Raw genomic sequence first — 21467 nt, forward strand, 5'->3', positions numbered from 1 at the left:
AGCCGACCGGTACTAATAGGCCGAGGGCTTGTCCCTCAAAGATGTTGCGCGTCCACTGTGTGGTTCCCGAGTTACGGACGGGAACCCAAGACACACCACTGTTTTGGAACTGTTGATAACTCCATAGCGTTTCGGCGGCCATAGCGAAAGGGAAACACCCGGTCCCATTCCGAACCCGGAAGTTAAGCCTTTCAGCGCCGATGGTACTGCACACGGGAGTGTGTGGGAGAGTAGGACGTCGCCGAACATAACTGTTGAGAAGACCCCCGCGGGTGACCGCGGGGGTCTTCTTGTTTTTGCGTGTTCGTGCATTGCACGAAGACCCGTCTAGCGCAGGATGCCCGCGTTTGTGAGGCTGCCGCACGTGACACCGACCAGGCGCGGAGATCCCGGGGCCTGGACAGAGAAAGGCACGTGCGTGAAGCGAGCATCTCTGGGGGTCAGCGTGGTCGGCGTCGCCGTCCTCACGCTGGCACCCCTCACTGTCCTGGCCCCTGCCACGGCAGCCGGCGACAACTCCGGTGCCGACCGCGTCCGGACCGCAGCCGCGCTCCGGCTCGGGGACCAGGAGTCCCTCGTCGTGCGCGACGTGGTCGTGGACGCCAACGGTGCGGAGCACGTCCGCTACGACCGCACCTACGCGGGGCTGCGCGTCATCGGGGGTGACCTCGTGGTGCACGAGAGCCCGGCGGGCGACGTACGCACCGTGAGCTGGGCCAGCCCCGACCGCATCGTCGTCGCAGGCACCACCCCGGCGATCAGCGGCCAGACCGCCGCGGATGCCGCGGCGAGGCGCAGCGGTCTCGAGAGCGGCAGCGCGGCCCCGGAGCGCGTCGTCTACGCCTCGGACCACAAGCCGGTGCTGGCCTGGGAGACCACGGTGACCGGGACCGCCGCAGACGGCACCCCGGTCCGGGACCTGGTGTACACCGACGCGCGAACCGGCAAGCAGCTCGGCACCCGGCCCCTGATCGTCAACGCCAACGGCACCGGCAGCTCGCTCTACAGCGGCACCGTGGGCATCCAGACCAACCTGTCGGGTTCGTCGTACCAGCTCTACGACACCACGCGCGGCGGTCACAGGACCTACGACGCCAACAACTCCACGAGCACCTCGACCGGCACGCTGATGACCGACGCCGACAACGCGTGGGGCAACGGCAGCACCTCGAGCCGGCAGAGCGCGGCGGTCGACGCCCACTACGGCGCGGCGGTGACCTGGGACTTCTTCAAGGACGCCTACGGCCGCAGCGGGATCCGCAACGACGGTGTCGCCGCCTACTCCCGGGTGCACTACGGCAACAGCTACGAGAACGCCTTCTGGGACGACAGCTGCTTCTGCATGACCTACGGCGACGGCGGGACCACGTTCAGCCCGCTCACCTCGCTCGACGTCGCCGGCCACGAGATGTCGCACGGGGTCACCTCGCACACCGCGAACCTCAACTACTCCGGTGACGCCGGCGGCCTGAACGAGGCCACCTCCGACGTGTTCGGCACGATGGTGGAGTTCAAGGCCGCGAACGCGTCGGATCCCGGTGACTACTACATCGGCGAGAAGATCGCCAAGGACGGCACCTACCTGCGGCGGATGGACAACCCGTCGGCCGACGGGGCGTCGGTCAACTGCTGGACCTCCGCCACCAGGAACCTGGACCCGCACTACTCCTCGGGCGTGGGCAACCACCTGTTCTACCTGCTCGCCGAGGGCGCCGGCACCAAGACCATCGGCGGCCGCACGCACACGGGCACGACCTGCAACGGCTCGAGCCTCACGGGCATCGGCCGCACGCAGGCTGCGGCGATCTGGTACCGCGCGCTGACCACCTACATGACCTCGACCACGACCTACCCGCAGGCTCGTGACGCCATGGTCCGGTCCGCCAAGGACCTGTACGGCGCCGCCTCGAGCCAGTGCACGGCGACGGCCAACGCCTGGTCCGGGGTGAGCGTCTCCGGCTCCGAGACCTGCGGGGGCACCACGCCGGCGCCGTCGGGGAACCTGCTGGCGAACCCCGGCTTCGAGTCCGGTGCCGTCTCGTGGAGCGCTACGTCGGGCGTGATCACGAGCTCGACCAGCGCGACGCCGCGGACCGGGTCCTACTACGCCTGGCTCAACGGCTACGGCACCACGACGACCGACACGCTCTCGCAGACCGTCGCGGTCCCGTCCGGCAAGAGCAGCGCGACGCTGTCGTTCTACGTCAAGGTGAGCAGTGCGGAGACCACCACGACCTCGGCCTACGACACGCTCAAGGTCCAGGCGGTCAGCGGCGGCGTGACGACCACCCTGGCGACGTACTCCAACCTCAACAAGGGCTCGTCCTACGTCCAGCGGTCGCTCAACCTGAACAGCTACATCGGCAAGACGGTCACCGTGAAGTTCCTCGGCACCGAGGACTCCTCGCTGGCGACCAGCTTCTTCGTCGACGACACCTCGCTCACGACGGGCTGACCTGGCTCGACCCGGCCACGCCCGGGCGCGCGCGACGATGTGACGGCGGTCTCAGCTGGTTACCCAAGGGTAGCCTCTGAGATCGCCGTCACATACTCTCGGTATATGAACCCGATGTCCGATCCCGCACCCGAGCACGCCTCCGGCCTCGCCACGGCCGGCCCGGCGGACCCCGAGCACGACCGGACCGCGTCGTACGCCCTCGACCCCGGCTACGTCCGGGCCCTCACCGACCGCGTGGTCTCCACGACGGGGGAGAGTGTGCCGACGTACTCCCCGTTCACCGGCCAGCCGCTCGGCGCGATCCCGCAGTCGAGCACCGCCGACGTGGAGACCGCCTACCGGCGGGCGCAACGGGCGCAGGAGGCGTGGGCGGCCACCCCGCTCGAGGACCGGTCGCGCGCCATGCTCGCCCTGCACGACCTGATCCTGGACCGGCAGGACGAGATCATCGACCTGGTCTGCTGGGAGTCGGGCAAGGCCCGCAAGCACGCGTTCGACGAGCCCCTGCACGTCGCGCTGACCGCCCGCTACTACGCCCGGACCGCGCACGAGCACCTCGACCCGTCCCGCAAGGCCGGGGTCGTGCCGGGGCTCACCCGCGTCGAGGTGAACCGGGAGCCGAAGGGCGTCGTCGGGGTCATCTCGCCGTGGAACTACCCGTTCACGATGGCGCTGTGCGACGGGCTGCCCGCGCTGATGGCCGGCAACGCCGTGGTGCACAAGCCCGACGCGCAGACCATGCTGTCCGCGTTGCTCGGGGTGCAGCTGCTCGAGGAGGCCGGGTTCCCGCGCGACCTGTGGCAGGTCGTCGCCGGGCCCGGTCGCGAGCTGGGCGGCCCGATGATCGAGCGGTCGGACTACGTCTGCTTCACCGGCTCCACGGCCACCGGCAAGGTCATCGCCCGCCAGTGCGCCGACCGGCTGATCGGCTGCTCGCTGGAGCTGGGCGGGAAGAACCCGATCCTGGTGCTGCGCGACGCCGCCGTGGACCGCGCCGCCGAGGGCGCCGTACGCGCCGCCTTCTCCAACGCCGGCCAGCTGTGCGTCTCGATGGAGCGGATGTTCGTCGCCGACCAGGTCTACGACCGGTTCGTGGCGCGGTTCGTCGAGCGCACGAAGGCGATGCGCCTCGGCTCCGGGCTGGAGTGGGGCAGCGACATGGGGTCGCTGATCTCGAAGGCCCAGCTGGACACGGTCACGGCGCACGTCGAGGACGCGGTCGGCAAGGGAGCCCGGGTGCTCGCCGGCGGGCGGGCTCGCCCGGACCTCGGTCCGTACTTCTACGAGCCGACCATCCTCGAGGGCGTCACCCCCGACATGACCTGCTTCGGGGACGAGACGTTCGGCCCCGTGATCGCGCTGTACCGCTTCCACGACGAGGCCGAGGCGGTCGCCCGTGCCAACGCGGGGGAGTACGGCCTCAACGCCTCGATCTACTCCCGGGACGGCAAGCGGGCCCGCGCGATCGCCCGGCAGATCCGGTGCGGCACGGTCAACATCAACGAGGCGTTCGGCGCCACGTTCGCCAGCATCGACTCGCCGATGGGAGGCATGCGCCAGTCGGGGATGGGCCGCCGCCAGGGCGCCGAGGGGATCCACCGCTACACCGAGAGCCAGTCCGTGGCGACCCAGCGTGTGGTCCGCTTCGCGCCGATGCTCGGGATGAGCGACCAGGCCTACGCCCGGATGATGACTGCGAACCTCCGGCTCATGAACAAGCTGCGCAGGAAGTGAGGACCCGGTGACCCAGGACAGTGCTCCCGGCTTCGACTACGACGTGCTCGTGGTCGGGTCCGGCTTCGGCGGCTCGGTGGCCGCGCTGCGTCTCACCGAGAAGGGCTACCGGGTCGGCGTCCTCGAGGCGGGCGCCCGCTTCGAGGACCAGGACTTCGCCGACACCTCCTTCGACGTCAGCCGGTACCTGTTCGCGCCGCAGGTCGGCTGCTACGGCATCCAGCGCATCGACAGCCTCAAGGACTGCCTGATCCTGTCGGGCGCCGGGGTCGGCGGCGGGTCGCTGGTCTACGCGAACACGCTCTACGAGCCGCTCGACGCGTTCTACCAGGACCCGCAGTGGCGCGACATCACCGACTGGAAGGCCGAGCTCGCGCCGTTCTACGACCAGGCCAAGCGGATGCTCGGGGTGGTGGAGAACCCGCTGCGCACGCCCGCCGACGACGTGATGGAGAAGGTCGCCCACGACATGGGCGTCGGCGAGACCTTCCACCCGACCCCGGTCGGGGTGTTCTTCGGCGGGCCCGACCAGCCGCAGGGCACCCGGGTCGACGACCCCTACTTCGGCGGCGCCGGCCCGGACCGCAACACCTGCCTCGGCTGCGGCGAGTGCATGACGGGCTGCCGGCACAACGCCAAGAACACCCTGGTCAAGAACTACCTCTACCTCGCCGAGCAGCGCGGGGCGGTGGTGCACCCGCTGACCACCGTCGAGCGGGTGCGGCCCCGTGAGGGCGGTGGCTACGAGGTGGCGGTGCGCTACACCAAGGCGAAGGTACGGCGGTCCGCGGTGCGCCGTACGCTCACCGCCGAGCAGGTCGTCCTCGCCGCCTCCGCCCTCGGCACGCAGCGGCTGCTGCACCGGATGTGTGACCAGGGGCACCTGCCGGAGCTGTCGGCCCGGATCGGGCACCTGTCGCGCACCAACTCCGAGTCGATCCTCGGCGCGATCGCCCCCGACACCACGGTCGACTACAGCCAGGGCGTCGCGATCACCTCCAGCTTCCACCCCGACGACGAGACGCACATCGAGCCGGTCCGCTACGGCAAGGGCAGCAACGCGATGTCGTTGATGCAGACCGTGCTCACCGACGGGGACGGCCCGCTGCCGCGGTGGCGGACCTGGCTCCAGGAGATGTGGCGCGAGAAGGGCAGCGTGCGCGACCTCTACGACCTGCGGCACTGGTCGGAGCGGACCGTGATCGCGCTGGTCATGCAGACCGTCGACAACTCGATCACCACTTTTTCGAAGCGGAGCCGGCTGACCCGGCGCTGGTACCTCAGCTCGCGCCAGGGGCACGGGACACCGAACCCGACCTGGATCCCCGTCGCGAACAAGGCGGTGCGGATGATGGCGCAGGTCATCGGCGGCAAGCCGGGAGGCTCGATCGGTGAGCCGTTCAACCGGCCGCTGACCGCGCACTTCATCGGCGGCTGCACGATCGGCGAGTCCGACGGGACCGGGGTGATCGACCCCTACCAGCGGGTCTTCCACTACCCGGGGCTGCACGTGGCGGACGGATCGGCGATCTCGGCGAACCTCGGCGTGAACCCCTCGCTGACGATCACCGCGCAGGCGGAGCGGGCGATGGCGTTCTGGCCGAACAAGGGCGAGCCCGACCCGCGGCCGGCGCTGGGGGAGGGGTACGTGCGGCTCGACCCGGTCGCGCCGTCCGCCCCGGCGGTGCCGCCCACGGCCCCCGCGGCGCTGCGGCTGCCCATCGTCGGGGTGTCCTGACCCACCCGCCGCCCTCCCGGGTCGGCCCCCTGACATGACTCAGGGCCCGACCGGGGAGGGAGGGTTGGTCGGGCCCTGAGGCGTCCACACGGCTGCGGACAGCAGCACGGACGAGAAACCCGGCCTGGGAGGGAGCAAAGCCACCGGGTTCTGACCTTCCTAACGACCGGTCCATACCGGGGTTACGGCCGTGGGGAGAAATTCTCGGCGATAGACTGCCGCTTCGCCGGTACGCCGGCGGACCGCCCAGATCCTCTCGCCGAAAGGCCCCCGGTGACCACCGAACACGACCTGGTCCTCGTCGTCGACTTCGGAGCGCAGTACGCCCAGCTCATCGCGCGCCGCGTCCGCGAGGCGCGGGTGTACTCCGAGATCGTCCCGCACACGACGCCGATCGAGGAGATGCTGGCGAAGAACCCGAAGGCGATCATCCTGTCCGGCGGCCCCTCGTCGGTCTACGAGCCCGGCGCCCCGTCGGTCAACCGCGCGGTGTTCGAGGCGGGCGTCCCCGTGTTCGGCATGTGCTACGGCTTCCAGGCGATGGCGCAGGCGCTCGGCGGCGAGGTACGCCGTACCGGCGTCTCGGAGTACGGCCGGACGCCGGTCACCGTCACCGTCCCGGGCACCCTGCTCTCCGACGTGCCGGAGTCGCACCGGGTGTGGATGAGCCACGGCGACTCGGTCGTGGCCGCACCCGAGGGCTTCACCGCGCTGGCCACCTCGGCCGGCTCCCCGGTGGCCGCGTTCGAGAACCTCGAGCGCCGGCTCGCCGGCGTGCAGTGGCACCCGGAGGTGCTGCACACCGAGCACGGCCAGGAGGTGCTCACGCACTTCCTGCACAACATCGCCGGTTGCCACCCGACGTGGACCATGGTCAACATCGTCGAGGAGCAGATCGAGCGGATCCGCGAGCAGATCGGCGACAGGCGCGCGATCTGCGGGCTCTCGGGCGGCGTCGACTCCGCGGTCGCCGCGGCCCTGGTGCAGCGGGCGATCGGCGACCAGCTCACCTGTGTCTTCGTCGACCACGGCCTGCTCCGCAAGGGCGAGGCCGAGCAGGTGGAGCGGGACTTCGTCGCCGCCACCGGGGTCTCCCTCCACGTGGTCGACGCGCAGCAGCGGTTCCTCGAGGCGCTCGCCGGGGTCAGCGACCCCGAGGAGAAGCGGAAGATCATCGGCCGGGAGTTCATCCGGGTCTTCGAGGCCGCCGAGATCGAGGTCATCGGCGAGGCCGCCGAGCACGGCGAGAAGGTGGAGTTCCTGGTCCAGGGCACGCTCTACCCCGACGTCGTGGAGTCCGGCGGCGGCGCCGGCACGTCGAACATCAAGTCCCACCACAACGTCGGCGGTCTCCCCGAGGACCTCGAGTTCTCCCTCGTCGAGCCGTTGCGCACCCTGTTCAAGGACGAGGTCCGGCTGGTCGGCGAGCAGCTCGGCCTGCCGGCCGAGATCGTGTGGCGGCACCCGTTCCCGGGCCCCGGCCTGGGGATCCGGATCGTCGGCGAGGTCACCCACGACCGGCTCGAGACGCTGCGCGAGGCGGACGCGATCGCCCGCGAGGAGCTCACCCGCGCCGGGCTGGACCGCGACATCTGGCAGTTCCCCGTCGTCCTCCTGGCCGATGTGCGGTCGGTCGGCGTGCAGGGTGACGGCCGGACCTACGGCCACCCGGTCGTGCTGCGGCCGGTGACCTCGGAGGACGCGATGACCGCGGACTGGGCGCGGCTGCCGTACGACGTGATCGAGACGATCTCCACCCGGATCACCAACGAGGTGCGCGAGATCAACCGGGTCACCATCGACGTGACGAGCAAGCCCCCGGGCACCATCGAGTGGGAGTAGGCGGCGGGTCCGCCGTGGCGACCGTGGGTCGGACGCGGTAGCTCAGCCGAGGCCCTGGGCGGGCACCAGGTCGGTCCGGTCGAGGGCCAGGAGCAGGGCGCCGATCACCGAGGCCCGGTCGCCGAGCGCCGCCCGGGTGACCAGGGTGGTGGAGGAGACCGAGGCCAGCGCGTGACGGCGCATGCCGATGTGGATCGAGTCCAGCAGCAGGTCGCCGGCGCGGGCCATGTCCCCGCCGACCACGATCGCGCTGGGGTCGATCAGGTTCGCCAGCATCGCCAGCCCCCAGCCGAGGTGGAGGCCCGCGTCCTCGAACATCCGCAGGGCGGAGACGTTGCCGTTCTTCGCGGCGGCCACGATGTCGTCGATGGAGGCGTTGGGCAGCTGGTCCGCCAACGCGGTCGCCGCCATGCCGATCGACGCGTACGCCTCCAGGCAGCCGCGGCTGCCGCACCGGCAGAACGGACCCTGCTCGTCGATCGTGAGGTGCCCGATCTCGCCCGCCGTACCGTGCGACCCGCGGAACAGCTCGCCGTCGAGGATCATGCCGGCGCCGACGCCTGACGAGACCTTGACGAAGACCATGTTCGGGTGCCCCATGCCCGCGCCGTGACGGTGCTCGGCCAGGGCGCCGAGGTTGGCGTCGTTGTCGATGTGCGCGGGGCGGCCGAGACGCGCCTCGGCCTCGACGCGGGCGTTGACCCCGACCCACCCGGGCAGGATCGCCGAGGACATGACCACGTCCTCCCGGGTGATCGGCGCCGGCAGGCCGAGGCCGATGTTCAGCACGTCCTCACGCGTCGCGTCGAGCTTGGCCAGCAGGCTGTCGAGCATCGCGGCGGCCCGGTCCAGCCCGTCACCGTAGCGATGGTCCTGGGCGATCGGCTCGCGCTCGTCGGCGATCACCTCGCCGGTCAGGTCGCCGATCGCGACCCGGACGTGCCGGTGCCCGAAGTCGATCCCGACGACCAGGCCCGCGTCCCGGGAGATCCGCACCGTCGTCCCCCGGCGGCCGCTGCCCATCACCGTCTCCACCATCCCGGCTGCGGTCAGGTCACGGACGATGTTGGACACCGTCGCCGGCGCGAGCTGCGTGCTGCGGGCGATGTCCGCCTGGGTCAGCGGCTCGCCGGCCGTCTGCTGCTGGAGCAGCCGGATCACCCGGCGCTGGTTGGCGGAGCGCAGGGACGCGGTCGACCCGGGGGCCGGGGCCGACGTGGGGGCGTCGTCACGCTCTGCTGGCATGGCTGAACTGTGTCCTACGTCGCATTCGACGTCAAGACATGACGGCAAAATGGCAGCCAGGACAGCGGGGAGCGATTTTGCGTTCAAGTCTTGACGGCAACGGTGTGACGGAGCACACTCTGACGGAGACAGGACCTCCGGGCGCGAACGCCCGGTCCCACGAGGAGGAACAGTGGCACTTTCCATCAGGCGAGCGGGACTGACCGCGGCCGCCCTTGTCATCGGTGCCGGCGGTCTCGCTGCCTGTGGCGCCAACGAGGCCCAGAACGGATCGGAGGGCGGCGACGGCGCGAAGAAGATCGCGCTGCTGCTCCCGGAGTCCAAGACCACCCGGTACGAGGCGTTCGACAAGCCTCTGTTCGAGGACAAGGTGGCCGAGCTCTGCAGCGACTGCGAGGTCGTCTACTTCAACGCCGACCAGGACCCGGCCAAGCAGCAGCAGCAGGTCGAGACCGCGATCACCGACCAGGTCGACGCCATGGTGCTCGACCCGGTCGACGGTGAGGCCGCCGCGGGTCTGGTCGTCTCGGCGCAGGAGGCCGACATCCCGGTCATCGCCTACGACCGGTTCATCGAGGGCTCCGACTACTACATGTCCTTCGACAACGCCCAGGTCGGCAAGCTGCAGGCCGAGTCCCTCGTCGAGGCCGTGGGAGGCAGCGGCGGCATCCTCATGCTCAACGGCGCGCCGACCGACCCGAACGCCGCCCAGTTCAAGGAGGGGGCGCACAGCGTCCTCGACTCCAGCGGGGTCGACATCCTCGCGGAGTACGACAACCCCGACTGGAGCCCCGACAACGCGCAGCAGTGGACCACCGACCAGCTCGGCAAGTACGAGCCGGCCGAGGTCAAGGGTGTCTACGCCGCGAACGACGGCCAGGCCGGCGGTGTGGTCGCAGCGCTGACCGGTGCCGGCATCAGCGCCGACGCGCTCCCGCCGATCACCGGCCAGGACGCCGAGCTCGCCGCGATCCAGCGCATCGTCGCCGGGGAGCAGTACATGACCATCTACAAGCCGATCAAGGTCGAGGCCGAGAAGGCCGGCGAGATCGCGGTCCAGCTCGCCAACGACGAGAAGATCACGGGCACCGAGGACTTCCAAGGCGTCGCGTCGTTCATCTTCGACCCGATCGTCGTGACCCAGGACAACGTCGCCGACACGGTGGTGAAGGACGGGTTCTACAGCGTGGACGACATCTGCACCGAGAACTACGCCGACGCCTGCACGCAGGCCGGCCTGTCCTGACCAGCTGACGAAGGGGGGTGGCCCGCTGACAAAGCAGGCCACCCCTGTCACGATCGAACTAGGCGACAACAGGAGGCGGCCATGACCGCGACGACCACTGAGCGCCCCGCCCCCGCGGGCACCGCAGTCCTCTCTCTGGAGGGCATCAACAAGAGGTTCGGTGCCGTGCAGGCGCTGACCGACGTCAGTCTGGACGTGGCCCCCGGCGAGGTGGTCGCGCTCGTGGGCGACAACGGCGCGGGCAAGTCGACGCTGATCAAGATCATCTCGGGGGTCTACCAGCCCGACGGCGGCACGATCACGTTCGCCGGCCGGGTGGTGCACGTCGGCGGGCCCAGCGAGGCCCAGGCGCTGGGCATCTCCACGGTGTTCCAGGACCTCGCCCTGTGCGACAACCTCGACGTGGTGGCCAACCTCTTCCTGGGCCAGGAGAAGGGGACCGCGGGCTGGCTCGACGAGGTGACCATGGAGAAGGAGTCGTGGCGGCTGCTGCGCACCCTCTCGGCCAAGATCCCGTCGGTGCGCATCCCGATCGCCTCGCTGTCCGGTGGCCAGCGGCAGACCGTCGCGATCGCCCGCAGCCTCGTGGGCGCGCCGAAGGTGGTCATGCTCGACGAGCCGACCGCGGCCCTCGGCGTCGCGCAGACCGCGGAGGTCCTCAACCTGATCGAGCGGCTCCGGGAGACCGGTCTCGGGGTCATCCTGGTCAGCCACAACATGGCCGACGTCCAGGCGGTCGCCGACCGCATCATCGTCCTCCGCCTCGGCCGCAACGCCGCCGAGTTCAACGTCGACGAGACCACGACCGAGCAGCTCGTCGCCGCCATCACCGGCGCCTCCGACAACGTCGTCGCCGACCGCATCCGCCGCAACCAGGCCGCCCACCATGCAGGAGCCCACGATGCCTGAGGCAACCCCGACGACCCCGAAGAACCCGACGACCGCGCCGACGGTGCAGGACGAGATGAGCCCGGCCGTTCCCATCCCCGCCGACCTCAGCGACGAGCGGCTCGTGCACGCCCGCGGGGTGCGGGGAGCCCTCGACAGCTTCACCCGCAAGGTCCGCGGCGGTGACCTGGGCAGCCTGCCCGTGATCATCGGGCTCATCGTGATCTCGCTGGTGTTCTACGCGCAGGAGCCGACGTTCCTGTCCTCCCGCACCCTCGTGAACATCACCCTCTTCGCCGCGCCCATCGGCATCATCGCGATCGGCGTGGTGCTGGTCCTGCTGCTCGGCGAGATCGACCTGTCGGTCGGCTCGGTCAGCGGCCTGGCCGCGTCCGTGATGGCCGTGATGGTGGTCTACGAGGGCTACTCGCTGTTCGTGTCGATCCTCGCGGGCGCGCTGACCGGCCTCGCGATCGGCGTGCTCTACGCGGTGCTGTTCACCAAGGTCGGCGTCCCGAGCTTCGTGATCACCCTGGCCGGCCTGCTGGGCTTCCTGGGTCTGCAGCTCGTGGTGCTGGGCAAGAACGGCACGGTGAACCTGCCTCCGGACTCCCGTCTGGTCGAGTTCGCCCGGAGCTCGTTCGTCACCGGCGTCGCGTCGTACGTCCTGGTCCTGGTGGTGGCGGTCGGGTACGGCGCCGCGCTGCTGTGGAGCATCCGCCGCCGCACGGCCGCCGGGCTCTCCGCACCGTCCCTGGTGAGCGTCGCGGTCAGGACCGGGCTGCTCGCCGGTGGCCTGCTCTACCTGACCTACTACCTCAACATCGACCGCGGCCTGGGCTACCTGCCGCTGCTGTTCGTCGCGCTCGTCGTGCTCATGGACCTGCTGCTCCGCAAGACCACGTGGGGGCGTCACGTGTTCGCGGTCGGCGGCAACGTCGAGGCCGCCCGCCGGTCCGGCATCCGGGTCACCCGGGTGTACCTCTCGGTGTTCGCGCTGACCGGGCTGTTCGCGGCGATCGGTGGGCTGCTGGCCGCCGCCCAGCTCACCTCGGTGTCGCAGGCCAGCGGTGGCACCGACACCAACCTGACCGCGATCGCGGCGGCCGTGATCGGCGGCACCAGCCTCTTCGGTGGCCGCGGCACCGCCTACGCGGCGCTCCTGGGCATCATCGTGCTCCAGTCGATCCAGACCGGGCTGAACGTGATCGGCGTCGACTCGTCGGTGCGCTACATGGTCACCGGTGCGGTGCTCCTCCTCGCGGTGTCGATCGACTCGGTCTCGCGGAGGGCGCGTTCGAGCAGCGGACGCGGCTGACGCCGTACTGCGGACAGGCGGCGGCCGGGGCCCTGGGCTCCCGGCCGCCGCCTCGTCCGTTACCGGGGTCCATGCCGGCCGGCCGGGCACAGGAGTGTGAGAGGGTGCGGTCGGTCCGCGGCCGGCGGTCCGGCCGGCACGACGCACGAGAGGGGTGCCGACGTGGAGGAGCAGGGTCTGGCCGGGGAGTACGGGATCCGCGAGCTCTGCGCGGAGGACGCCGCCCCGGTGCTGGCGGCGTACCTGCGCAACCGCGAGCACCTCGCGCCCTACGAGCCCGACCGCGGCGACGGGTACCTCACCCTCGAGGGTCAGCGGGCCGCGGTCGCCGAGCGGCTGGACGGCATCCGGGCCGGGCAGGCGGCGTCCTGGGTGCTCACCCACGGGGACGACGTCGTGGGCCGGGTCAACCTGAGCACGATCGTGCGCGGCATCTTCCGGAGCGCGAGCGTCGGCTACTGGGTCGACCGCGACCACGTCGGGCGGGGGCTGGCCACGGCGGCGGTCGGGTACGTGTGCGGCGCCGCCCTCGACCTCGGCCTGCACCGGCTCCAGGCGGGTACCTACCCCGACAACGTCGGCTCGCAGACGGTGCTGCTCAGGAACGGCTTCACGCTGATCGGCCCGGCGCCGGCGTACCTGTTCATCGCCGGGGAGTGGCGCGACCACCTGCTCTACCAGCGGGTGCTGCACGACCGCCCGCCAGTGGGCTGAACCCGCCTCCGCGCGCCGGAGACCGCCGTACGGCGGCCCATGGAGGTCGCGGTCAGGCGGCCGTCCGGTCCACCGGTCCGTAGGTGGTGGTGCGCTGGCGGACCGGCCGGCCGATGCCGGCACCGATCTCCTCGAGCTCCGCCACGCTCTTCGCCGAGCCGTGCTCGGAGCCGGCCATCCGCGAGATGGTCTCCTCCATCAGCGTCCCGCCGAGGTCGTTGGCGCCGGCCCGCAGCATCGCCTGCGTGCCCGCGACGCCGAGCTTGACCCACGACGTCTGGATGTTGTCGATCCGCCCGTGCAGCATGATCCGCGCCATCGCGTGCACGGCCAGGTTGTCCCGCATGGTGGGGCCGGGCCGGGCCACGCCCGCCAGGTAGATCGGGGCGCTGTGGTGCACGAACGGCAGCGGCACGAACTCGGTGAAGCCACCGGTCTCGTCCTGGATCCGGGACAGCACCCGAAGGTGCCTCACCCAGTGCGCGGGGTTGTCCACGTGGCCGTACATCATCGTCGAGCTCGACCGCAGGCCCACCTGGTGAGCGGTGGTGACCACGTCGACCCAGGTGGAGGTCGGCAGCTTGCCCTTGGTCAGGATCCAGCGCACGTCGTCGTCCAGGATCTCCGCGGCCGTGCCGGGGATGGTGTCCAGCCCGGACTCCTTCGCGCGCACCAGCCAGTCACGGACCGACAGGCCGGTGCGGGTGGCGCCGTTGACGACCTCCATCGGGGAGAACGCGTGTACGTGCATCGCCGGCACGCGTGCCTTCACCGCGGCGGCGAGGTCGAAGTACGCCGTCCCGGGCAGCTCCGGGTCGATGCCGCCCTGCATGCACACCTCGGTCGCGCCGTCGGCCCACGCCTGTTCGGCGCGGTCGGCCACCTCGTCGAGGGAGAGCGTGTAGGCGTCGGCGTCGGTACGGCGCTGGGCGAACGCGCAGAACCGGCAGCCGGTGTAGCAGACGTTGGTGAAGTTGATGTTGCGGTTGAGCACGTAGGTGACGTCGTCACCGACCACGTCGCGGCGCAGGTCGTCGGCGATCCGGGCCACCTCGCGGAGGGCCGCGCCGTCGGCGGTCATCAGGGTGAGCGCCTGGGCGTCGGTGAGGGCCCGCGGGTCGCTCTCGGCGACCGCCAGCGCGGCCCGGGTGTCGCCGTCGAGCCGTCCGGAGGCGTCGGCCGAGCTGGGCGCCGAAGCGGGCCCGGGCACCCGGCCTCGCTCGTTCCTCGCTCGGCTGCCAGGCCCGTCCACGCCCGGGCCCCCTCCGTCGCCGGGCCCGGCCGCCGCAGCCGCGGGCTCCGGGCTCCGGCCGTCCACGCCCGGGCCCCCTCCGTCGCCGCGCCCGGCCACCGCGGGCCCCGCCGCCTCCGGGGTCCGGCCGTCCTCGGCAGTCGACCGGGCGGCTACCTGCTCGCGGAGGAGGGCCCAGTCGCCGTAGACGGAGTCGAAGTCGTCGCGGCGGTCGGAGGTGCGGCCGTCGGTGTCGATGGACTCGTGGAGGTCGGTGCGGCCGGTGGAGGTGGTGAGCGCGAAGCCGCCGTCGGGCTCCTGCCAGGGGAGACCGGTGGGGCGTGCGCCGGGGCAGGCGAGCCCGTCGGCGGTGGCGAGCGCGGCGACGTGGCCGCTGACCCGCGGGTCGAGCCACGGCTCGCCGGCGCGCACGTACTCCGGGTGCACGGTGAGCCGCTCGGCGAGGGAGAAGCCGGCGGCCTCGGTCACCGAGCGGAGCCGCTCGAGGGAGGGCCAGGGCCGCTCGGGGTTCACGTGGTCGGGGGTGAGCGGGGAGACCCCGCCCCAGTCGTCCACGCCGGCGCCGAGCAGGGCGGTGCACTCGGCGAGGTCGACCAGGTTCGGCGGGGCCTGCACGCGCATCCTCGGCCCGAGCACGATGCGGGCGACGGCGATCGTGGCGAGGTACTCCTCGAGGCCGAGGTCCGCCGAGGTTCGCATGGCGGTGTCCGGCTTGGCCCGGAAGTTCTGCACGATCACCTCCTGCACGGCGCCGTACTGCCGGGCCACCTTGCGGATCGCGAAGACCGACTCGGCCCGCTCGGTCAGGTTCTCGCCGATGCCGACCAGGATCCCGGTCGTGAACGGCACGTTGAGCCGCCCGGCGTCCTCGAGCACCCTCAGCCGCACCGCCGGGTCCTTGTCGGGGGAGCCGTGGTGGGCCAGGCCCTTCTCGGTGAACAGCCGGGTCGAGGTGGTCTCCAGCATCATCCCCAGCGACGGGGCGACCGGCTTGAGCCGGCCGATCTCCTCCCAGGACAAGACGCCGGGGTTGAGGTGGGGCAGCAGCCCGGTCTCCTCGAGCACCCGGACCGCCATCGCCCGGAGGTAGTCGAGCGTGGAGTCGTAGCCGTGCTCGTCTAGCCACCGCGCCGCCGCCGGCCAGCGGTCCTCGGGCCGGTCGCCGAGCGTGAACAGCGCCTCCTTGCAGCCGAGGGCGGCGCCCTGCCGGGCGATCTCCACGACCTCGTCGGGGGACAGGTAGGGGGACTGCCCCGCGGCGGCGAGCTTGTTCGGGGTGGTCACGAACGTGCAGTAGTGGCAGCGGTCGCGGCACAGCCGGGTGAGCGGGATGAACACCTTCGGCGAGTAGGTCACCACGCCGGGACGGCCCGCCGCCTCGAGCCCGGCGTCGCGCACCCGCGCGGCCGTCCGGCACAGCGCCTCGAGGTCGTCGCCGCGGGCGGCCAGGAGTACGGCGGCCTCCGCGACGTCGAGGGTCGCGCCGCGCTCGGCCCGGGCCAGGGCGCGACGCGTCGCCTGGGGGGTCACGGGTGCATCCATGAAAGGGGACTCCTCGACGTCGCCGGGGTCCGCGCCCTCGATCGCGTTCAGCCGCTCCATCCGGCGCCGGACCATCGCTGCTCCCGGCAACGTATCCAACTGCTCCAAGGTCAGGTTCACCAGTGCGAACCGGTTCAGGAGTACAGCCGCTCCAGGACCTCCTGGTACTTCGCGTGCACCACCCGGCGCTTGAGCTTCAGGGTGGGGGTGAGCTCCTCGCTCTCCGCGGTCCACTCGACCGGGAGCAGCTCGAACTTCTTGACCTGCTCCGGCCGCGAGAGGCGCTCGTTCGCGGCGTCGACCGACTGCTGCACGAGCGCACGGACCTGCGGGTTGCGGGCCAGGTCGGCGAGGTCGGTGAACTCGATGCCGTTGCGCCGGGCGACCTGCGGCGCGACCTCCCCGTCGAGGGTGAGCACCGCGACGCAGTAGGGCCGGCCCTCGCCGAACACCAGCGCGTGCCCGACCAGCGGGCTCTCCTTGAGGTAGTTCTCGATGTTGGACGGCGCGATGTTCTTGCCGGCGGAGGTGATGATCATCTCCTTCTTCCGGTCCACGACGTAGAAGAAGCCGTCCTCGTCGCACTGGCCGATGTCGCCGGTGTGCAGCCACCCCTCCTCGTCGATGAGCTGCCGGGTGGCGTCCTCGGCCTTGAAGTAGCCGGGCGTGGACACCGGGCCCCGGACCAGGATCTCCCGGTCGTCGCCGAGGCGGACCTCGACGCCGGGCAGGGGCCGGCCGACGCTGCCGAGCCGGAACTGGTCCGGGCCGTTGCCGGTCACCACGGCGCTGGTCTCGGTCATCCCGTAGACGTCGTAGATGGACAGCCCGAGGCCGGCGAAGAAGCGGGCCACCTCGAGCGGCATCGGTGCGGCGGCGCTGGCCGCCCACTCCACCCGGTCGAGGCCGAGCAGCGACCGGATCGGACGGAGCACGGCGGCGTCCATCGCGCGGAACTCCTCCGCGAGCTCGGGCGAGGTCTGCTCGCCGGTCTGCAGCGACTCGACGTACCGCAGGCCGACGTCCATCGCCTTGGCGACCGCGGCGACCTTCTGCTCGTCGGTCTCGGCGGACAGCAGGGCGGAGACGCCGGTGCGGACCTTCTCCCAGACCCGGGGCACCCCGAAGAACCGGGTCGGGTGCACCTCCCCGAGCGCGCCGACGAGCAGCGCCGGGTCGCCGACCAGGTGCACGTGGCCGCCCTGGTACTGCGGGATGTAGATGCCCAGCATCCGCTCGGCGATGTGCGCGAAGGGCAGGTACGACACCGTCACACCCGGCTCGCGCATCCCGCTGACATCGAGAGAGCTCTCGGTCTCGAACAGGATGTTGCGGTGGGTGAGCACCACGCCCTTCGGGTTCCCGGTGGTGCCCGAGGTGTAGAGGATCGTCAGCGGGTCCTCCGGGCGCACCGAGCGCCACAGGTCGTCGTACCGGCCGGGGTCCGCGGCCCGCGCCGCGCGGCCGCGCTCCAGCAGGTCGGTCCAGCCCACGAACCGGGCGTCGTCGGCGGGGAGGGCGGCGTCGTCGATGACCACGACCGCCGCGATGCTCGGGCACCCCTCGAGCGCGAGCCGCCACCGGGCGAGCTGGTCGGCGCCCTCGAGGACGACCACCGACGGCTGGGCGTGGCCGGCGACGTAGGCGACCTGCTCCGGAGCCAGGGTCGCGTAGACCGACATCGGGATCCCGCCCGCGTGCACCCCGGCGAAGTCGGCGAGGACGTGCTCGGTCCGGTTCGAGGCCATCACCGCGACCGTGCCGTGCGGCGCGAGCCCGAGGGCGACGTAGCCGGCCGCGAGGTCGAGGGTCTGCTCCCGGACCTCGTCCCACGACAGCGTCCGCCAGCCCTCGCTCACGCCGACCTTGTCGGAGTACGCCGGCGCGCCGCCCCGCTCCGCGACGGTCCAGGCGAGCGCCGTGCAGAACGTCTGCCCCTCGATCCGCTGCTCGATCTCTGCGCGCTGCTCCAGGACGTCGCTCATGCGTGGTCTCCGTTTCGCGGGTCGGGTGGCCGGTGGGACCGGTAGGCCGATCCTCGGGGCGCGGCGGTCCCTTCCGCAATACCCCCGGACACGCGCATTCCGCCCCGCTAGATCCCGAGCGAGCGGCCGATGATCTCCTTCTGGATCTCCGTGGTGCCGCCGTAGATCGTCTGGATCCGGCTGTCCACGTAGGCCCGGGCGATCGGGTACTCCATCATGTAGCCGTAGCCGCCGTGCAGCTGCACGGCCCGGTCGACGAGCTTGTTCTGCAGCTCGGTGGTCCACCACTTCGCCATCGACGCCAGCTTCGCGTCGAGCTCGCCGCGGTTGTGCCGCTGCACGCAGTCGTCCACGAACACCCGGGCGATGTGCGCCTCGGTGGCCATCTCCGCGATCAGGAACCGGTTGTGCTGGAACTTCCCGATCGGGCGGCCGAACGCCTCGCGCTCCTTGGCGTAGGCGAGCGACAGGTCCAGGATGTGCTCGCAGGCCGCGGCGGCGATCATCGCGATGGAGAGCCGCTCCTGGGGGAGGTTCTGCATCAGCGACACGAAGCCGCTGCCCTCCTCGCCGAGCAGGTTCTCCTTCGGGACGACGACGTCGTCGAAGAACAGCTCGGCGGTGTCCTGCGCCTTGAGGCCCATCTTGTCCAGGTTGCGGCCGCGCTCGAAGCCGTCCATGCCGCGCTCGACGACGAGCAGGCTGATCCCCTTGTGCCCGGCCCCGGCGTCGGTGCGGGCGACCACGATCACCAGGTCGGCGAGGATGCCGTTGCTGATGAAGGTCTTGGACCCGTTGAGCACGTAGTGGTCGCCCTTGTCGACCGCCGTGGTCCGGATGCCCTGCAGGTCGCTGCCGGCGCCGGGCTCGGTCATCGCGATCGCGCTGATCGTCTCGCCGCTGACCAGGCCGGGGAGCCAGCGCCGCTTCTGCTCGTCGGTGCCGAGGCTGCTGAGGTAGGGGACGATGATGTCGGTGTGCACCGGGAAGCCGGGGCCGCTCGCGCCGCACCGGCTGAGCTCCTCGGCCATCACCATGTTGTAGCGGAAGTCCTTGACCCCGGCGCCGCCGTACTCCTCGTCGACGTCGAAGCAGAGCAGGCCGAGCGCGCCGGCCTTGGTCCAGAGCTCGCGGGGGACCATGCCGTCCTTCTCCCACTGCTCGTGGTGGGGGACGACCTCCTTCTCCAGGAACGACCGGACCGTGGAGCGGAACGACTCGTGCTCGTCCTCGAAGATCGCGCGCATGGTCAGGACACCCATTCCTTCAGCCGGCTGACCAGGGCCGCCGGGTCGTCGTCGACCGGGGTCACCTGGAGGCTGGTCACGCCCGCCTCGGCGAACGCCGCGATCCGCTCCTTCACGTAGGACTCCGGCCCGACGAGGTTGCACATCTCGAGCAGCTCGAGCGGGACGAGCGCCTCCGCGTCGCGCTTGTTGCCGCCGAGGTAGAGCTCCTGGATCTGCGCGGCCTCCTTCTCGAAGCCGTAGCGGCTGACCAGGGTGTTGTAGAAGTTCCTGCCCTTGGCGCCCATGCCGCCGATGTACAGCGCCGCCATCGGCCGGGCGAGGTCGAGCAGACCCTTGACGTTGTCGCCGACGGCGACCATGCCGCCCGCGGAGATCTCGAGCGGGCCGAGGTCGGCCGAGCGCCTGGCCCGCCCCGCGGCGAGCGCCTCGCCCCACACGTCGTGCGCCCTCTCCGGCGCGAACAGGAACGGCAGCCAGCCATCCGCGTACTCCGCGGTGCCCTGCACGTTCTTCTCGCCGAGCGCGGCCACGTAGATCGGCACCGCGGGGCGCTCGGGCTTGGTCAGCATCTTCAGCGGCTTGCCGAGCCCGGTGCCCTGGTCGGGGGGCAGCGGCAGGGTGAAGATCCCGTCGTGACGCAGGGTCTCCCGGCGCAGTGCCCTGCGCACGATGTCGACCACCTCGCGCGTCCGGCCGAGGGGCTTGTCGTAGGGCAGGCCGTGCCAGCCCTCGATCACCTGGGGGCCCGAGGCGCCGAGGCCGAGGATGGCCCGGCCGCCGCTGACGTTGTCGAGGCCCGCCGCGGTCTGCGCGATCAGGGCCGGCGTGCGCGAGTAGACGTTGAGGATCGCCGAGCCGATCTCGACGGTCTCGGTCTTGGCCGCGAGGTAGCCCATCAGGGTCGGGGAGTCGAAGCCGTACACCTCCGCCACCCAGACCGTGTCGAGTCCGGCCTTCTCCAGGGCGACCACCGAGTCGGCGGCCTCGCGCGGGTTCCCGGCGTACATCAGGGGCATCGAGAGCTTCATGACCTAACCTTCGCTGTGTCGAGTGACGGGCACCCGGCGGGGAGGGGCCGCGCAGGCACTACCGTGACAGTACCGCTGTCATCATGGCAAGGGACGGCGCGAGGTTCCAGGCGAGGAGTGAGCACGTGACGACGTACCAGATCGCGGTCATCGGGGGCACCGGCCCGCAGGGCAAGGGGCTCGGCTACCGGTTCGCCCGGCACGGGCACACCGTCGTCCTCGGCTCGCGAGACGCCGACCGGGCGGAGCAGGCCGCGGCCGAGATCCGCGGGCGCGTCCCGGACGCAGCGGTGACGGGTGCGGCGAACGCCGAGGCGGCCGCCGCCTGCGACGTGGTCCTGCTGGCGGTGCCGTACGACGGGCACGACGCCCTCGTGAAGGAGCTCGGCCCCTCGCTCGCGGGGAAGGTCGTGATCAGCTGTGTGAACCCCCTCGGCTTCGACCGGCAGGGGCCCTACGGACTCGACGTGCCCGGCCGGAGCGCCGCCGAGGCCGCCTCCGCGCTCGCGCCGGAGGCCCGGCTCGTCGGCGCGTTCCACCACGTCTCCGCGGTGTCGCTGTGGGGCGAGGAGGAGTACCTCTCGCACGAGGACGTGCTGGTCTGCGGTGACGACGCCGAGGCCAAGGCGGTGGCCGTGGAGCTGGCCCGCACCGTCACCGGACGGGACGGCGTGGACGCCGGGAAGCTCCGGCTCGCCCGGCAGCTCGAGCCGCTCACGGCGGTGCTCATCTCGATCAACAAGCGCTACCGGACCCGCTCCGGCATCGCGATCTCCGGCCTGCCGGGCGCGCACGAGTGAGCCGCCTGGAGCTGGTGCGCCCCGAGTCGCTGACCGACCGGGTCCCCTACGCCTACGCCACCGTCGTCACTCCCGGCCGGACCGTCTTCACCGCCGGTGCCTGCCCGCTCGACGCGGCCGGCGACGTCGTCGCCGAGGGAGACGTGCCCGGCCAGGCCCGCCAGGTGATGGCCAACCTGCGCACCACCCTCGAGGCGGCCGGCTGCACGCTCGCCGACGTCGCCAAGTCGACGGTCTACGTCGCGTCGAGCCGTCGTGCCGACCTGGTCGCCGCCTGGGGCGTGGTGCGCGAGGAGCTCGGCGACCACGACGCCCCGAGCACGCTGCTCGGCGTGACCGTGCTCGGCTACCCCGGCCAGCTGGTGGAGGTCGAGGCCGTCGCGGTGCAGCCGGTCACCGACCCGGCCTGAGCCCGGCTCGGCGGACG

The 21467-nt window shown here is 71.4% G+C and carries 15 protein-coding genes and 1 rRNA gene; 11 read left to right on the forward strand and 5 right to left on the reverse strand.

Translation table 11 applies throughout. From position 1 onward, the window contains the following. Positions 1–130 precede the first annotated feature (130 nt). From rrf to guaA, 5 genes are all read left to right on the forward strand, one after another. A 5S ribosomal RNA gene (gene rrf / locus K1X13_RS15855) occupies positions 131–247 on the forward strand. Positions 248–418: 171 nt separating this feature from the next. Next, entirely contained in the window at positions 419–2455 is a 2037-nt protein-coding gene (locus tag K1X13_RS15860; RefSeq protein ID WP_221026123.1) for a M4 family metallopeptidase, read from the forward strand. Between the two features lie 105 nt (positions 2456–2560). Continuing rightward, a complete protein-coding gene (locus tag K1X13_RS15865; RefSeq protein WP_308249593.1) occupies positions 2561–4192 on the forward strand; it encodes a succinic semialdehyde dehydrogenase in 1632 nt (543 codons plus the stop codon). Positions 4193–4199: 7 nt separating this feature from the next. After that, positions 4200–5930, forward strand: coding sequence for a GMC family oxidoreductase N-terminal domain-containing protein (locus K1X13_RS15870; RefSeq protein ID WP_221026124.1), 1731 nt, complete (start codon positions 4200–4202; stop codon positions 5928–5930). A gap of 273 nt (positions 5931–6203) precedes the next feature. Continuing rightward, positions 6204–7772 carry a glutamine-hydrolyzing GMP synthase gene (gene guaA, locus K1X13_RS15875; RefSeq protein ID WP_221026125.1) on the forward strand — a complete coding sequence of 523 codons (1569 nt, stop codon included), beginning with the start codon at positions 6204–6206 and terminating at the stop codon, positions 7770–7772. Between the two features lie 42 nt (positions 7773–7814). Here the strand turns inward: guaA and K1X13_RS15880 are convergent, their stop codons facing one another. Next, positions 7815–9017 carry an ROK family transcriptional regulator gene (locus K1X13_RS15880; protein ID WP_221026126.1) on the reverse strand — a complete coding sequence of 401 codons (1203 nt, stop codon included), beginning with the start codon at positions 9015–9017 and terminating at the stop codon, positions 7815–7817. Positions 9018–9189: 172 nt separating this feature from the next. Here K1X13_RS15880 and K1X13_RS15885 point away from each other — a divergent pair, with 172 nt between their 5' ends. The 4 genes from K1X13_RS15885 (at position 9190) to K1X13_RS15900 (ending at position 13183) form a co-directional block, all read left to right on the forward strand. Further along, positions 9190–10263, forward strand: coding sequence for a substrate-binding domain-containing protein (locus K1X13_RS15885; RefSeq protein ID WP_221026127.1), 1074 nt, complete (start codon positions 9190–9192; stop codon positions 10261–10263). A gap of 81 nt (positions 10264–10344) precedes the next feature. After that, positions 10345–11172 (forward strand): ATP-binding cassette domain-containing protein, encoded by an 828-nt coding sequence (locus K1X13_RS15890; RefSeq protein WP_221026128.1) that lies wholly within the window; start codon positions 10345–10347, stop codon positions 11170–11172. After that, complete coding sequence (locus tag K1X13_RS15895) at positions 11165–12469, forward strand: sugar ABC transporter permease (RefSeq protein ID WP_221026129.1); 1305 nt, start codon at positions 11165–11167, stop codon at positions 12467–12469. Before K1X13_RS15890 ends, K1X13_RS15895 begins: the two co-directional genes overlap by 8 nt. A gap of 162 nt (positions 12470–12631) precedes the next feature. Then, positions 12632–13183, forward strand: coding sequence for a GNAT family N-acetyltransferase (locus K1X13_RS15900; protein ID WP_221026130.1), 552 nt, complete (start codon positions 12632–12634; stop codon positions 13181–13183). 52 nt (positions 13184–13235) lie between these two features. Here the strand turns inward: K1X13_RS15900 and K1X13_RS15905 are convergent, their stop codons facing one another. The 4 genes from K1X13_RS15905 to K1X13_RS15920 all read right to left on the reverse strand — a co-directional run bounded on the left by K1X13_RS15905 (position 13236) and on the right by K1X13_RS15920 (position 20240). Continuing rightward, positions 13236–15977, reverse strand: coding sequence for a bifunctional FO biosynthesis protein CofGH (locus K1X13_RS15905; protein ID WP_221026131.1), 2742 nt, complete (start codon positions 15975–15977; stop codon positions 13236–13238). 134 nt (positions 15978–16111) lie between these two features. Further along, a complete protein-coding gene (locus tag K1X13_RS15910) occupies positions 16112–17962 on the reverse strand; it encodes an AMP-dependent synthetase/ligase (RefSeq protein ID WP_221026132.1) in 1851 nt (616 codons plus the stop codon). Positions 17963–18069: 107 nt separating this feature from the next. Next, positions 18070–19224: an acyl-CoA dehydrogenase family protein gene (locus K1X13_RS15915; RefSeq protein ID WP_221026133.1), complete on the reverse strand. Its 1155-nt coding sequence runs from the start codon at positions 19222–19224 to the stop codon at positions 18070–18072. After that, complete coding sequence (locus K1X13_RS15920) at positions 19212–20240, reverse strand: LLM class F420-dependent oxidoreductase (protein ID WP_221026134.1); 1029 nt, start codon at positions 20238–20240, stop codon at positions 19212–19214. Before K1X13_RS15920 ends, K1X13_RS15915 begins: the two co-directional genes overlap by 13 nt. Positions 20241–20365: 125 nt before the next feature. On the opposite strand from K1X13_RS15920, the gene npdG reads away from it, so the two are divergent. Both npdG and K1X13_RS15930 read left to right on the forward strand, forming a co-directional pair. Next, positions 20366–21040, forward strand: coding sequence for an NADPH-dependent F420 reductase (npdG, locus tag K1X13_RS15925; protein WP_221026135.1), 675 nt, complete (start codon positions 20366–20368; stop codon positions 21038–21040). After that, entirely contained in the window at positions 21037–21450 is a 414-nt protein-coding gene (locus tag K1X13_RS15930) for a RidA family protein (protein ID WP_221026136.1), read from the forward strand. Before npdG ends, K1X13_RS15930 begins: the two co-directional genes overlap by 4 nt. Positions 21451–21467: the final 17 nt, after the last annotated feature.

Origin of the sequence: Nocardioides jiangsuensis (genome assembly GCF_019679455.1) — a bacterium.
Classification (GTDB): domain Bacteria; phylum Actinomycetota; class Actinomycetes; order Propionibacteriales; family Nocardioidaceae; genus Nocardioides_C; species Nocardioides_C jiangsuensis.